At 34.0% G+C, this 14332-nt stretch carries 14 protein-coding genes; 13 read left to right on the top strand and 1 reads right to left on the bottom strand.

Annotated elements, in window-relative coordinates:
• Positions 1-198 precede the first annotated feature (198 nt).
• The 12 genes from glyQ (at position 199) to FHP05_RS02950 (ending at position 13408) form a co-directional block, all read left to right on the top strand.
• Positions 199-1077: a glycine--tRNA ligase subunit alpha gene (glyQ, locus tag FHP05_RS03005; RefSeq protein WP_147665738.1), complete on the top strand. Its 879-nt coding sequence runs from the start codon at positions 199-201 to the stop codon at positions 1075-1077.
• Positions 1078-3162: a glycine--tRNA ligase subunit beta gene (gene glyS / locus FHP05_RS03000; RefSeq protein WP_147665737.1), complete on the top strand. Its 2085-nt coding sequence runs from the start codon at positions 1078-1080 to the stop codon at positions 3160-3162. It abuts the gene before it with no gap.
• 193 nt (positions 3163-3355) lie between these two features.
• A complete protein-coding gene (locus FHP05_RS02995; RefSeq protein WP_147665736.1) occupies positions 3356-3991 on the top strand; it encodes a helix-turn-helix transcriptional regulator in 636 nt (211 codons plus the stop codon).
• 19 nt (positions 3992-4010) lie between these two features.
• The gene (locus tag FHP05_RS02990; protein WP_147665735.1) at positions 4011-4826 is read left to right on the top strand and encodes a pyruvate, water dikinase regulatory protein; all 816 of its coding nucleotides are present in this window, start codon (positions 4011-4013) and stop codon (positions 4824-4826) included.
• Between the two features lie 340 nt (positions 4827-5166).
• Positions 5167-6990 (top strand): DNA primase, encoded by a 1824-nt coding sequence (gene dnaG / locus FHP05_RS02985; protein WP_147665734.1) that lies wholly within the window; start codon positions 5167-5169, stop codon positions 6988-6990.
• A gap of 27 nt (positions 6991-7017) precedes the next feature.
• The gene (rpoD, locus tag FHP05_RS02980) at positions 7018-8127 is read left to right on the top strand and encodes an RNA polymerase sigma factor RpoD (protein ID WP_147665733.1); all 1110 of its coding nucleotides are present in this window, start codon (positions 7018-7020) and stop codon (positions 8125-8127) included.
• A gap of 79 nt (positions 8128-8206) precedes the next feature.
• A complete protein-coding gene (locus FHP05_RS02975; RefSeq protein WP_147665732.1) occupies positions 8207-8770 on the top strand; it encodes a hypothetical protein in 564 nt (187 codons plus the stop codon).
• Positions 8771-8850: 80 nt separating this feature from the next.
• The gene (gene cccA / locus FHP05_RS02970; RefSeq protein WP_147665731.1) at positions 8851-9228 is read left to right on the top strand and encodes a cytochrome c550; all 378 of its coding nucleotides are present in this window, start codon (positions 8851-8853) and stop codon (positions 9226-9228) included.
• A gap of 74 nt (positions 9229-9302) precedes the next feature.
• Positions 9303-10016: a tRNA (adenine(22)-N(1))-methyltransferase gene (locus FHP05_RS02965; RefSeq protein ID WP_147665730.1), complete on the top strand. Its 714-nt coding sequence runs from the start codon at positions 9303-9305 to the stop codon at positions 10014-10016.
• Entirely contained in the window at positions 10009-11127 is a 1119-nt protein-coding gene (locus tag FHP05_RS02960) for a Nif3-like dinuclear metal center hexameric protein (RefSeq protein ID WP_147665729.1), read from the top strand. The genes FHP05_RS02965 and FHP05_RS02960 overlap by 8 nt, the downstream gene beginning before the upstream one ends.
• 48 nt (positions 11128-11175) lie before the next feature.
• Positions 11176-12486, top strand: coding sequence for a DEAD/DEAH box helicase (locus tag FHP05_RS02955; protein ID WP_147665728.1), 1311 nt, complete (start codon positions 11176-11178; stop codon positions 12484-12486).
• A 28-nt stretch (positions 12487-12514) separates the two neighbouring features.
• Positions 12515-13408 carry a deoxyribonuclease IV gene (locus FHP05_RS02950; RefSeq protein WP_147665727.1) on the top strand — a complete coding sequence of 298 codons (894 nt, stop codon included), beginning with the start codon at positions 12515-12517 and terminating at the stop codon, positions 13406-13408.
• Positions 13409-13443: 35 nt separating this feature from the next.
• On the opposite strand, the gene FHP05_RS02945 is transcribed toward FHP05_RS02950, so the two are convergent.
• The gene (locus FHP05_RS02945) at positions 13444-13731 is read right to left on the bottom strand and encodes a DUF2624 family protein (RefSeq protein WP_147665726.1); all 288 of its coding nucleotides are present in this window, start codon (positions 13729-13731) and stop codon (positions 13444-13446) included.
• Between the two features lie 152 nt (positions 13732-13883).
• On the opposite strand from FHP05_RS02945, the gene FHP05_RS02940 reads away from it, so the two are divergent.
• Entirely contained in the window at positions 13884-14186 is a 303-nt protein-coding gene (locus tag FHP05_RS02940; protein ID WP_147665725.1) for a hypothetical protein, read from the top strand.
• Positions 14187-14332 lie beyond the last annotated feature (146 nt).

The raw sequence follows: 14332 nt of genomic DNA, 5'->3' as shown, positions 1-14332 counted from the left end.
AATTTTATTAAAGCGAGTTCAGGATCGTGCGAGCTGAGCAATAAAACGATAACGAAGGCACTCTGGAGCAAAAGCGTGTAAGTGGCTCATCATTATTTTGAGCAAATAGGGTGGAACCGCGGAATAAACCGTCCCTATGTCTACTAATGACATAGGGACGGTTTTGTTGTAATTTTTTGAAAAGTGGAGGTTGAATGAATGAATATTCAAGAAATGATCTTGCGTCTTCAGGAGTATTGGTCAAAGGAAAATTGTGCACTTGTACAGGCTTATGATGTAGAGAAAGGAGCAGGAACAATGTCTCCAATGACACTGCTTCGAAGTCTTGGGCCAGAACCTTGGAGAGCGGCATATGTAGAACCATCAAGAAGACCAGCAGATGGAAGGTATGGCGAAAATCCAAATCGTCTCTATCAACATCACCAATTCCAAGTCGTAATTAAACCGTCTCCATACAATATTCAGGACTTATATCTAGATTCTTTGCGAACAATTGGAATTAATCCACTAGAACATGATATTCGTTTTGTTGAAGATAACTGGGAAAATCCAACATTAGGAGCTGCGGGGCTTGGTTGGGAAGTATGGTTAGATGGAATGGAGATAACTCAGTTTACTTATTTTCAGCAGATTGGTGGGCTTGAAGCTAATCCCGTAACAGTTGAATTGACTTACGGTATTGAACGTTTAGCATCATATATACAAGATAAAGAAAATGTTTTTGATTTAGAATGGACAGAAGGATTAACCGTCAATGATATATTCTTGCAACCCGAATTTGAACATTCTACATATACGTTTGAAAAATCTGATACAGAAATGTTGTTTCAATTATTTTCAATGTATGAAAAAGAAGCAAAAAGAATCATGGAAGAGGGCTTAATTTTCCCTGCTTATGATTACGTATTGAAATGTTCACACACCTTTAATTTATTGGATGCCAGAGGAGTAATTTCAGTTACAGAAAGAACGGGATATATTTCTAGAGTAAGAAATTTAGCAAGAAAAATTGCGAAATCCTATGTTGCAAAAAGAGAAGAACTTGGCTTTCCAATGCTAGAAAGAGAGGGGAAATAAATGAGCAAGGATGTTTTGTTTGAAATCGGTTTAGAAGAATTACCTGCACGGTTCATTGATAATGCAGAAAGGCAATTACAGGAACAGACCGTTTCTTGGCTACAGAATGAACGAATTGCCTTTGAATCTTTACAAACATTTTCAACCCCGAGAAGGCTTGCGATTTTACTAACAAATGTTGCTGAAGAACAAGAAACAATGGAAGAAGAAGTAAGAGGTCCAGCATTAAAAATTGCGAAGGATGAACAAGGTAGCTGGACAAAAGCAGCAATTGGTTTTACGAAAGGTCAAGGAAAGACTACTGATGATATCTATACAAAAGATATAAAAGGGACAACTTATATTTTCGTTTCAAAGCGTACAATTGGAAAGAAAACATTTGATTTGTTATCTTCTTTTAAAGAAATTATATTAAACATTCCATTTCCGCAAAATATGCGTTGGGGTAGTGAAACAATTCGCTACGCAAGACCAATCCGTTGGTTGGTGGCGCTTTTTGATAATGAAATCATTCCTTTTGAAATCGCTCAAGTGAAAACAGGTAACATGACAGAAGGCCACCGATTTTTAGGAAAACCGGTTGTTATTGAACAGCCTAAGGATTATGAACTATTATTAGAAAAAGAGTATGTTATAGCAAATCCAAAGAAACGTGAACAATTGATTGAACAAGCAATTCATGATTTAGAAAATGAGAAACAAATACATGTCCCAATGGAATCAAGCTTACTGCAAGAGGTACGAAATCTTGTGGAATATCCAACTGCTTTTATGGGTTCATTTGAACAGGAATTTTTAGAATTACCTGAGGAAGTCCTGATTATTTCCATGAAAGAGCATCAAAGATATTTTCCTGTTCGATCGACTGATGGGAAATTGTTGCCACATTTTATCAGTGTTCGTAATGGAAATGATGTCCACCTAGACACTGTTAGAAAAGGAAACGAAAAAGTATTAAGAGCACGATTGTCAGATGGACGTTTCTTTTATGAAGAAGATCGAAAGCGAGATTTACAATACTATCAAGATAAGTTACAATATGTTGTCTTCCAGGAAAAACTTGGTACCCTAAAAGATAAAATAGAACGAGTTACATTTATAGCAAAAATGATTGCAAAAGAAGTGCATCTAACAGAAGAACAGATCGAAAAAATCGAAAGAGCGGCTACATTAAGTAAATTTGATCTTATGACAGATATGGTAAATGAATTTACAGAATTACAAGGGATTATGGGCGAGAAATATGCACTACTTGCTAATGAACCAAATGAGGTAGCACAAGCTATTAGAGAGCAGTATTTACCTGATCATGCTGATGGTGTGTTACCGCAATCTTCCATTGGTTCTATCGTGAGCATTGCTGATAAGTTAGATACGATTGTTGGATGTATTCATGTTGGTTTAAAACCAACCGGTTCTCAAGATCCATATGGATTAAGAAGACAAGCGATTGGAATTTTAAGGGTATTAGGAAATGAAAAATGGGATATTTCAATGGAAAGTTTAATTGCTATACCAATTGAACATTATATGGAAAAAGACATCATAGGCATGAATAAAGAGGAATTAAGAACAACCACAATGGAGTTTATGAAACAACGAATGACTTATATTTTGAAACAATTATCTATAGAAACAGACGTGATTCATGCCGTAATCGACCAAGAAATAGGGATATTAACATACACGAAAGAAAAAGCTATATTATTATCATCTAAAAGAAATGATATGACATTTAAAACTATTCAAGAATCCCTTGTACGAGTCATGAATTTAGCTGGAAAATCAGAGGTGGGTGTTGTAGATCCTACTTTATTACAAACACCATCTGAACAAGAACTATATGAACAGTACCAAATTGTGAAAAATGAATTCCAACAACATAACAATAATCAAGATGCGGTATCTGCATTAAATGCTCTAAGTAAATTAGCACAACCAATTGAATCATTTTTTGACCATAATATGGTGATGGATAAAGATGAACAACTAAAAAACAACCGATTAGCTCTTTTGTATGTAATTTCTACTTTAATTCAATCATTTGCAAATTTATCTATGATTGAATGGAAACAGCATTTTTAAATTTCTCCCCCACCGATGGGGGAGATTACTATATATGTTTACGAAGAGTATTTATTACGTTATATTTTCAATTTATAACACTCATACACATTAAATTATAACAATTGTATGACATAGATACCCTTTCGCTTCATTATCATATATAATATAATATTAAATAGTATGTCATATTGAGCGGTAGGTGGTGATACAATTGGAATTATCAGAAAGGCAGAAGAAAATAGTAGAAATTGTAAAAGAAAATGGTCCAATTACTGGTGAACATATTGCTGACCGATTGGATTTAACGAGAGCGACCCTACGACCAGACCTAGCTATTTTAACAATGGCTGGTTTTTTAGAAGCAAGACCTCGTGTAGGCTATTTTTATACAGGAAAGACAGGTTCTGAATTACTAACGGAAAAAATAAAAAAATTTAAAGTGCATGAATATCAATCTGTACCAATCGTTGTAAAAGAAAATGTCTCTGTGTACGATGCGATTACTACCATCTTTTTAGAAGATGTTGGTACATTATTTGTTGTAGATGACCAAGCTCATTTAACGGGTGTTTTATCAAGGAAGGACTTATTAAGGGCGAGTATTGGACAAAAAGACTTAAGTGCCATTCCTGTTCACATTATTATGACAAGAATGCCGAATATTGCTGTTTGTCGAAAAGAAGATCCTTTATTTGAAGTTGCAGAAATTTTAATTGATAGGCAAATAGATGGAGTTCCTGTAGTTAAAGATAAAGAAAATGGACTTGAAGTTGTAGGTAGAATTACGAAAACAACGATAACAAAAGCATTTGTTGAATTAGTCACAGATACAGATCAACACTTTTAAAAAAGGAGGGAACAAATAGATGAAAAGAAAACCGATCGCTTATGTATTATCTGATTCGGTAGGGGAAACGGCAGAATTGGTTATGAAAGCAGGTTTAAGTCAATTTAATAATGGGGAATATAAAATACAGCGAATTCCATATGTAGATGATACAAAGACAATCGATGAGGCCCTTCAATTAGCGGAACAAGAGGCAGGGATTATTGGATTTACAATCGTTAATCCTTCATTAAGAGAATATATAAATAAGAAAGCAAGAAAATTAGATATTGAAGTAATTGATATCATGGGACCAATGCTAAAATCGATGGAGCAAGCATTTGATGAAAAACCAAAACTAGAACCAGGGCTTGTGCATAAACTTGATAAAGAATATTTTAAAAAGGTAGAAGCAATTGAGTTTGCCGTTAAATATGATGACGGTAGAGATCCACGCGGAATTTCACATGCGGATATTATCTTAATTGGTGTTTCTAGAACTTCCAAAACGCCACTTTCTCAGTATTTAGCATTGAAAAGATATAAAGTGGCTAATATACCTATTGTTCCGGAAGTTGACCCACCAGAGGAATTGTTCCATGTAAATCCAAAGAAATGTATTGGACTTCGCATTAACCCTGAAAAATTAAATGGTATTAGAAAAGAACGACTGAAAGCTTTAGGCCTGGGTAATCAAGCTACATATGCTGACATGGAAAGAATCCAAAAAGAATTAGCATATTTTGATAAAATTATCCAAAAGATTGGTTGTCAAGTTGTTGATGTATCAAACAAGGCAGTAGAAGAAACTGCTAATATCGTTATACACTATATGCAGAGTCAAAAACTCTCTTAAAGAAAATGGAGAATGGAATTAAACGTGGGTAAAGCAATATAGTAGTAATTTCAACTCAAGTATATTATAATATATTTTCTTGAAAAATACCCTATCTATCAAGGTTGAAAAACTTTAAGAGAAAAGCAGGAATCCAGCTATACATGTAGAACTAATATAATATAGCAAGATTTTTGTTTGAATCATTAATGCCATATCAAAATTTATGTTAATAATCGTGACCTTCTATGACAGACTTATTCTTTTAGAAGGACTTTTTTTCGGTTTTAATAAAAAAAATGTCGAATTTTGCAGGATTTATTAAAAATATAGCGAATACTATAAAAGCATGGTGGTATATTTGTCTAACTATGTGCCTGATGAAGTTGTTGAAGAAATAAGAAAAACAAATGATATTGTTGATGTTATTGGTGAATATGTTCAGTTAAAAAAACAAGGAAGAAATTATTTTGGATTATGTCCATTTCACGATGAAAAGACTCCCTCTTTTTCTGTTACACAAGAAAAGCAAATTTTCCATTGTTTTGGTTGTGGAAAAGGTGGCAACGTAATTACTTTTTTAATGGAACTTGAGGGATTTTCTTTTATAGAAACAATAAAGTATCTAGCAGATAATAGTGGCATAGCTTTACCGAAAACGATTGTTCAAAAAGAATCTGGACTATCCTCTAATGATCAGCAAGTTATCTCTGCTTACAAATGGTTAGAAAAACTATATCATTATCTTCTTCGTTACGCCAAAGATGGTAAAGAAGGCCATGAATATTTAGTGACGAGAGGATTAACTGAAGAAACAATGGATGTGTTTAAGTTAGGATTTGCTCCTAATGAAAAGGAATTTACTGCTTCTTTTTTAGAGAAAAAAGGATTTCAATTACAAGAATTAATAAAGGTGGGGATCCTAACAAATCATGGGAATGAACAAATAACCGATCGGTTTGCTGGACGAGTTATTTTTCCCATTCGAAATCACATAGGTGTAACAGTCGGCTTTGGAGCAAGGGCAATTTCAGGACAGGAGCCCAAGTATTTGAATAGCTCTGAAAGTGACTTATTTCAAAAAAGTAAACTACTTTATAATTTTGATCAAGCAAAGAAACATATTCGAAAACAAAATGAAGTCATTCTATTTGAGGGTTACATGGATGTGATATCTGCATATCAAGCAGGTGTTAAAAATAGTGTAGCTACGATGGGGACGTCTTTAACAAAATCACAAGCCCAATTATTAAAAAGATATGTTGATACAGTTATTATTAGTTATGATGCCGATCAAGCTGGGATAGAAGCTACATATAGAGCTGCAACTTTATTAAAAGAAGCTGGTTGCATTGTGAAAGTAGCAGAATTAAAACAAGGATTAGACCCAGATACATATATTCAAACGTATGGTGGAAATGCTTTTTTAAGAAACGTTATCCAAGCAAGTGTTACCTTTATGACATTTTACATGCGTTTCCTAAAAAAGGACTTTCAATTACATTCAGAGGCCGATCAATTACAATATGTACAAACTGTACTTAAAGAATTAGCCAAACTGGAGAGCTCCATTGAAAGAGAATATTATTTAAAAACGTTAGAAGATGAATTTGATCTCTCCATGGACTCATTGAAACGAGAATTAACAGGATACATTAAAAAAAATCCACTGTATAAGGATAATGGAGAAAAAGAAAGCAATACTAATAAAACATCTGGGATTATAAAACAAAAAAGGCTTTTACCTGCTTTCCATAATGCTGAAAGACAGTTGATTGTATATATGTTGCAAAATCGGACTATAACTGATAAGGTGCAAGAGGAATTAGGTGCATCTTTTAATATAGATGAACATAAGATTATTGTTACTCATTTATATGCATATTATGAAGCAGGGCACCCAGCCGATGTTAGTTTATTTATCGGAAATTTAGAGGATGACTCATTAAAACAACTTGTTACTGAGATGGTGATGACTATTCCTGCACATGAGATTAGTGATGCAGAAATCAATGATTATATTCGAATTATTCGTGAAGAATATGACGATATAACTTTTATTAATTCATTAAAAAGGGAACAAAAAATTGCTGAACAGCAAAATGATCCAATAAGCGCAGCAAAAATTGCTATGCAAATAATAGAACAGCAAAAAAAGGTAAAGAGATTAAGGGAAGAGGATTAAAACGGAATAATAGAAGGAGGGGGACTCATGGCTGATAATCAAACGACACAAACAGATGAATTTGATCCAGATATGTCATTAGACCAAGCAAAAGAAGCTTTAATTGAAATTGGAAAAAAACAAGGCATCCTTGAATATGAAGAAATTGCCAATCGTTTGGCACATTATGAGCTTGATTCAGAACAAATAGATGAATTTTATGGGTACTTAGAAGAAAAAGGGATTGAAATAACGGAGGAGTCCGAGGATAAAACAAAAGGGAAGGAAAAGAAACAAAAAGCAATTGATATCAGTGTACCGCTTGGGATTAAAATTAATGATCCTGTACGGATGTATTTAAAAGAAATCGGACGTGTTGATTTATTAACAGCAGATGAAGAGGTTGAATTAGCGAAACGTATTGAACAAGGTGATGAACTAGCAAGGCGTAGGTTAGCAGAAGCAAACTTACGATTAGTAGTAAGTATTGCCAAGCGATATGTGGGTCGTGGGATGCTGTTTTTAGACCTTATTCAAGAAGGTAATATGGGTTTAATCAAAGCAGTTGAAAAATTTGATTACACAAAAGGATTTAAATTTAGCACATATGCCACGTGGTGGATTCGTCAAGCAATAACTCGAGCAATTGCTGACCAAGCACGTACGATTCGAATTCCAGTTCATATGGTTGAAACTATCAATAAGCTGATCCGTGTTCAACGACAATTGTTACAAGATTTAGGTCGTGAACCTACACCAGAAGAAATAGGGGAAGAAATGGATTTAAGTACGGAAAGAGTTCGAGAGATATTAAAAATTGCTCAAGAGCCAGTCTCTCTTGAGACACCGATTGGTGAAGAAGATGATTCCCATTTAGGCGATTTCATTGAAGACCAAGAAGCAGTATCACCATCAGACCATGCTGCATATGAATTACTGAAAGAGCAGCTAGAAGATGTCTTAGATACATTAACAGACCGAGAAGAAAATGTATTGCGCCTACGTTTTGGTTTAGATGATGGAAGAACTCGCACATTAGAAGAAGTTGGTAAAGTATTTGGTGTAACTCGTGAACGTATACGACAAATTGAAGCTAAAGCATTACGGAAATTAAAACATCCTAGTCGAAGTAAACGATTAAAGGATTTCCTTGATTAATTAAAGAGAGTAATTTCTTTATATTGCATCTGATGAATGGGATAAAAACCTCTATTTGAGAAAAAATTGAGGTGAGCTAATGCTTGATGATAGAAAGACAATCATCATACAAAAAATCAGATTTTGGAAAAAGCATAAACTGCTTCCTGAAAATTATTGTGATTATCTTCTTGCTTTATACACAAAAGGGGAATCTACAGCTAAGGAGAGCAAGGTGATCAATAGACGATCAGGTGGATTAGTTATCCTCCTGGTCCAATTTTCTCTTCTTGTACTCATGATACCGTTTTCATTTCTTGTGATATATTTTACCCAATTTCACGTTCTATTGCAACTGACAATTTTAATCTTATTTATCATGTATGCAGCTTGGCTTTTATATGACCTTTATGGAAAGAGAAATAAATGGTATCAAATTCCTTTACTTGTCTTTTTAATTTTAATTCTTTTAGGAACAAACTTTCTTAGTAAATTAATGATACTAAATGTATATCTATCTGGAGTGATAATGGTTATAAACTTTATTGCTTGGTATTTGATTGGGAAAAAATTTCATTTAAAATACTTAATATATAGTAGTATACTGGCGCTTTTTATTACACTTTCATATATTATTTATAATTTTTCTCATGTAATACTTTAAAGTATTGTCATTTTCAAGTAAGATAGTATATAGCTTTATGCTACATAAAAATAAAGGGATTCATAAGGAGGAATACGACAATGAAAAGAAATCCAGTTATCCCTTATGGAATCATTGCAGTCATAGGGATTCTTGCTATCGTTATTGTTGCTGGAATGGGTGTTGGTCAGCGTGATGCCATTCAGGCTGAACAAGATGGGGAAGCAACTGAAGAAAAAGGTGGCGAAGAAGCTGCTGCAAGTGATGACCCAGAGGCAATCTACGAATCTAACTGTTTATCATGTCATGGAGAGGACCTAAGTGGTGGAATGGGTCCAGATATTTCAAAAGCTGGTGCTGACCATGATGCAGACGAGTTAGTTAACATTATCCAAAATGGAATTGGCGATATGCCACCTACCCAAGTTGGAGATGAAGAAGCAAGTGTTTTAGCTGAATGGCTAAGTGAGAAAAAATAATTCAATATTTAAAAGAAAAGCTTTCTGATTAGCAGAAAGCTTTTCTTTTACTGATTGACAATGGAGAATGTATAATGATAAAAGACTTACCACTATCTTATCGACTTAAAACAATTGCTACATACTTATCAAAAGGGACAAAATTTATTGATATTGGTTCTGACCATGCATATCTCCCTTCATATGTATGCTTAAATGACCCTTCTGCTAAAGCAATTGCGGGTGAGGTTAATGAAGGACCATTTAATAGTGCCAAACAAACCATTAAGAAGTATGATTTGACTGGGCAAATTGAGGTTCGTCTAGGAGATGGTCTTGATGTTTTAAGACCAAATGACAGTGTATATGAAGTTGTTATTGCTGGAATGGGTGGCACATTAATCAGACGTATTTTAGAAAATGGTCAACATAAATTAAGAAATATAACGAGAATCATTGCACAACCGAATATTGATGAAAGAGATACGAGGATAGCTCTAACTACATTGGGTTATACGATTGTTCACGAGCAAATGATAGAAGAGAATGAACATATTTATGAAATCATTGTGGCAGACCTTGTTACAGATGACAATCAGACAAAATGGACTGACAAAGAGTTATTCCTTGGTAAAATTTTGTTATCTAAACGTGATGATCTTTTGATTAAAAAGTGGCAGTCACAATTAGCTGCGCATCGTAAAATTATTCAACAGATGAAGCAAGCGAAGCATTTAAATCAATCAAAAATACGCCAATTCGAAAAAGAGCAGACATGGATGGAGGAGGTCTTAGCTAATAATGAGTAAAAATAAATGGACAAATAAAGATATATTTTCACTTATGGAAGAATGGGCTCCAAAACATTTAGCTTATGAGTGGGACAATGTTGGTATGCAAGTAGGTTCTCATAATAGGCCGGTTAAGAAAATCATGGTAACACTGGATGTAATGGAGTCTGTTGTTGATGAGGCTATTTCTGAGCAGGTAGATTTAATTATCGCACATCATCCACTTCTTTTTAAACCGATCAAACGTCTGAATATAGATCAAAGCAAAGGACGTATTTTACAAAAATTATTGCAGCATAATATTACAGTTTATGCTGCACACACTAATCTAGATATAGCGGATGGAGGGGTAAATGACCTACTACTTGATGCCTTAGATATTAAACAGCGTCAAATTTTGATAAAAACATACGAAGAACCACTGTATAAATTAGCAGTTTATGTGCCAGCTACACATCAAAAGCAGGTAATGGATGCATTGAGTTTAAAAGGTGTAGGTCATATCGGAAATTATAGCCACTGCACTTTTCAAACAAAAGGACAAGGTACCTTCATGCCTTTAGAAGGAACAAATCCTTTCATTGGCTCACAAAACAAGATTGAACACGTTGATGAGGTCAAGTTAGAAACTATTGTGCAACATTCTAAACGAAAAGATGCCATTATTGCTATGTTAGGAGCTCATCCGTATGAAGAAGTTGCCTATGACTTATATCCATTGGAAAATAAAGGGAAAGCATATGGAATTGGACGAATTGGGATTTTAAAGGAAAAAGTCAGCTTACAATCATTTTGTGAACAAGTGAAACAAGCATTATCGGTTCCAGCGGTAAGAGTTGTTGGGGATTCTCAAAAGGAAATTAAAAAAATTGCGATTGTTGGTGGAAGTGGTGAAAAATATATCAACCAAGCAAAACAACAGGGGGCAGATGTCCTTATTACTGGTGATATGACTTTTCATACAGCACAAGATGCTTTACAAATGGGATTAGCTATTATCGACCCCGGACATCATGTAGAAAAAGTAATGATAGAAGGTACAATAAACTACCTTCAAAGAAAAGTAAACAATGAACAACTTGAAATAATCCCTTCTAAAATTTCAACAGAACCATTTCAATTTATATAAATCGGTACAAAACCGATTCATGCGGGATACAAAGGAGTTTTTAAAATAATGAAAAAGAATTTATTTAGCGAATTATCACTTCAACCGCAAGTACTTCAAGTTATTGATAAGCTAAAGTTTAATGAGCCGACCAAAATACAGGAAAAAGGAATTCCAGCAGTTTTAAAAGGAAAAGATATCATTGCACAGTCACAGACAGGTTCAGGTAAAACACATACCTATCTAATACCTTCCCTAGAAATGATTGATGAAGACCGTAATGAAGTACAATTTATCATTACTGCGCCAACAAGAGAATTAGCCATGCAAATTTATGATGAGATTCGTAAAATGATTTCTTTGGCAAATAAAGAACAAGTATGGACTACACGTTTATTAGTAGGCGGTACAGATAAACAACGATTAATCAAAAAGCTAGAAAAACCTCCACATATTATTGTCGGAACACCTGGAAGAATCCTTGATCTGGTAAATGAAAATGCCCTATCTATATATTCGGCTTCTACTTTTGTAATCGATGAGGCCGATCTAATGTTTGATTTAGGATTTATTAAAGAGGTAGATCAACTGTTAGTGCGTTGTCAACAAGACATTCAAGTACTTGTGTTTTCTGCAACAATACCTATAAAATTAAATCATTTTTTAAAGAAATATTTAAAGAATCCGGAGCAAATAAAAATAGAAAATCAACTTGCACCAGAAACAATGGAACATCGATTAATTGCAATACGTCACAGAGAAAAAGCAACAATATTATATAATTTGTCACAAGTAATCCATCCATATTTAGCCATTATATTTACAAATGGAAAAGAAGAAGCTGAATCACTCGGAAAGCAATTAATCCAAAAAGGCCTTAATGTTGGAATTTTACATGGTGGGTTAAATCCAAGGGTTAGAAAGCGAGCATTGAAGGATATTCAGAACTTACGTTACCAATATATTGTTGCGACTGATCTAATTTCTAGAGGAATTGATATCAAAGGGGTAAGTCATGTGATTAATGCAAGCTTACCGAAAGAAGAACACTTTTATATTCATCGAGTTGGTCGAACAGCACGGATCAATATGCAAGGGACAGCAATAAGTCTCTATCATGATGATGATATTCCTCTTATACAGAAACTAGAACAAAAAGGAATTCAGTTTTCCTATGTAGACGTAAAAGATGGAACATGGCAAAATGCAAAACGATGGAATAAAAGAGAGCATCGGCAAAAGAAACATACATCCATTGACAGAGAAGCCTGGAAATATGTAAAGAAACCAAAAAAGCGTAAGCCTGGTTATCGAAAAAAAATGAAACAACAACATGAACAAGTGAAAAAGCAATTGCAGCAGAAAAGAAGAAAGAAATGACTTAAATGCAAAGAAGAGGGTGGAACAAATGTTAAAACTAGGGTCACATGTTTCAATGAAAGGGAAGAAAATGTTATTAGGATCTAGTGAGGAAGCTGTTTCCTATGGTGCTAATACATTCATGATTTATACTGGAGCACCACAAAATACAAGAAGAAAACCAATCGAAGAGCTAAACATTGAAGCTGGTTTAGAACATATGAAAAAGAATGGAATCGAAGAAATTATTGTCCATGCCCCATATATTATTAATATTGCAAATACAAAGAAAGCAAGTACATTTGAATTAGGGGTTAATTTCCTTCGTAGTGAGATTGATCGGACAAAGGCACTTGGGGCTAAACAGATTGTATTACACCCTGGAGCACATGTGGGGGTAGGGTCTGATAAAGGAATTGAGAAAATAATTGAAGGTCTTAATGAAGTTCTACAGCCAGAAGAAGATGTTCAGATTGCTTTGGAAACAATGGCAGGAAAAGGGACAGAAATAGGCCGAAATTTTGATGAAATCGCAAAGATTATTGATGGTGTAACATATAATGAGAATTTGTCTGTCTGTTTAGATACATGCCATATTCATGATGCTGGATATGATGTTATTCATGATTTTGATGGGGTATTAAATGAATTCGATCAAACGATTGGATTGGATCGTTTAAAGGTACTTCATATAAATGATAGTAAAAATGAACGTGGTGCTGGGAAGGATAGACATGAAAATATTGGTTTTGGTCATATCGGATTTGAACCTTTACATTATGTTATTAAGCACCCACAGCTAAAACATATTCCTAAAATATTAGAAACACCTTATGTTGGGGAGGATAAAAAAAATAAAAAACCCCCATATAAATTTGAATTAAATATGTTTCAATCTGGAGAATTTGATCCTGATCTATTGGATAAGATAAAAGGACAATAAGAATAAGAAAAGGATACCCAATGGGTATCCTTTTCTTATTCATTAAATAAATGTTGTAATCCGTGAGATTGTATAAGTTCTTCTAATAAATTCCTTGCCTTAATTGCCGTTTCAATGGATGTTATATTTGCTAAATCAGTCAACATTTTCTCTTTGCCCTTTTTATGAAATGGCTGGACTGGATTGGACTTTAAATAAGATACAATGTCCTTTGCTTCTTCTTTTGAGATAGAGAAGCCATATTGTTTGCTGTAATAAAGCACTTCATCTGCAGAAAGTAATTGAAGTCTTCTTATAATTAACTCTTTTAATAAATAAGACATTTACCATTCCCCTTTATGATATAACTTATACAGTATATGCAACAATATTCAATAAATAAACTTGTCCAATTGGTTACCATAAAATGACGATAGTATATTTGGTGAATCTCCATAAGCTATATACGAATTTCAGATAAAAGGGGGTTACAAATTTGGACAGAAATGATTTAGAACCAAATAAAAATAATAACCAAGAAGAAACAGCTACCGAAATAACGGGTGATATAGATCGAATGGATACAAATGATGATGTATCCGAAAATACCGTGATGGGATGGGTAGCGCTTGCCTTATCAATCATTTCATTTTTCTGGTTACCAATCGTATTAGGTGCCGCCGGTATTATTGTTGGTATTTTTGCCAGAAATAGAAATGCTGAGACATTAGGAAACATTGCGATCATTGCAGGTGCTGTGTCGATTATATTAAGTTTATTCATTCGGCCATTAGTATAAAATAAGAAAGCTCCCTTAGCTAAGGGAGCTTTCTATTTATATATATACAAAGATGTTTTATCGCAGGTTCACTGGCTCTGGCTCTCTCACTAAAGGGAAATCAAGAACTATAAGGGGGCGATGAAGAAAACCTCAACTGATTAAAA

This window comes from Cerasibacillus terrae (genome assembly GCF_008039555.1).
In the GTDB taxonomy this organism is placed as follows: Bacteria; Bacillota; Bacilli; order Bacillales; family Amphibacillaceae; genus Cerasibacillus; species Cerasibacillus terrae.
This window is presented reverse-complemented; position numbering and strand designations above follow the sequence as displayed.

Bases quoted from the DNA above. Each gene is read 5' to 3' on its own strand.
- glyQ (WP_147665738.1), top strand. From the start codon at position 199: ATGAATATTCAAGAAATGATCTTGCGTCTTCAGGAGTATTGGTCAAAG.
- glyS (WP_147665737.1), top strand. From the start codon at position 1,078: ATGAGCAAGGATGTTTTGTTTGAAATCGGTTTAGAAGAATTACCTGCA.
- FHP05_RS02990 (WP_147665735.1), top strand. From the start codon at position 4,011: ATGAAAAGAAAACCGATCGCTTATGTATTATCTGATTCGGTAGGGGAA.
- rpoD (WP_147665733.1), top strand. From the start codon at position 7,018: ATGGCTGATAATCAAACGACACAAACAGATGAATTTGATCCAGATATG.
- FHP05_RS02975 (WP_147665732.1), top strand. From the start codon at position 8,207: ATGCTTGATGATAGAAAGACAATCATCATACAAAAAATCAGATTTTGG.
- cccA (WP_147665731.1), top strand. From the start codon at position 8,851: ATGAAAAGAAATCCAGTTATCCCTTATGGAATCATTGCAGTCATAGGG.
- FHP05_RS02965 (WP_147665730.1), top strand. From the start codon at position 9,303: ATGATAAAAGACTTACCACTATCTTATCGACTTAAAACAATTGCTACA.
- FHP05_RS02960 (WP_147665729.1), top strand. From the start codon at position 10,009: ATGAGTAAAAATAAATGGACAAATAAAGATATATTTTCACTTATGGAA.
- FHP05_RS02955 (WP_147665728.1), top strand. From the start codon at position 11,176: ATGAAAAAGAATTTATTTAGCGAATTATCACTTCAACCGCAAGTACTT.
- FHP05_RS02950 (WP_147665727.1), top strand. From the start codon at position 12,515: ATGTTAAAACTAGGGTCACATGTTTCAATGAAAGGGAAGAAAATGTTA.
- FHP05_RS02945 (WP_147665726.1), bottom strand. From the start codon at position 13,731: ATGTCTTATTTATTAAAAGAGTTAATTATAAGAAGACTTCAATTACTT.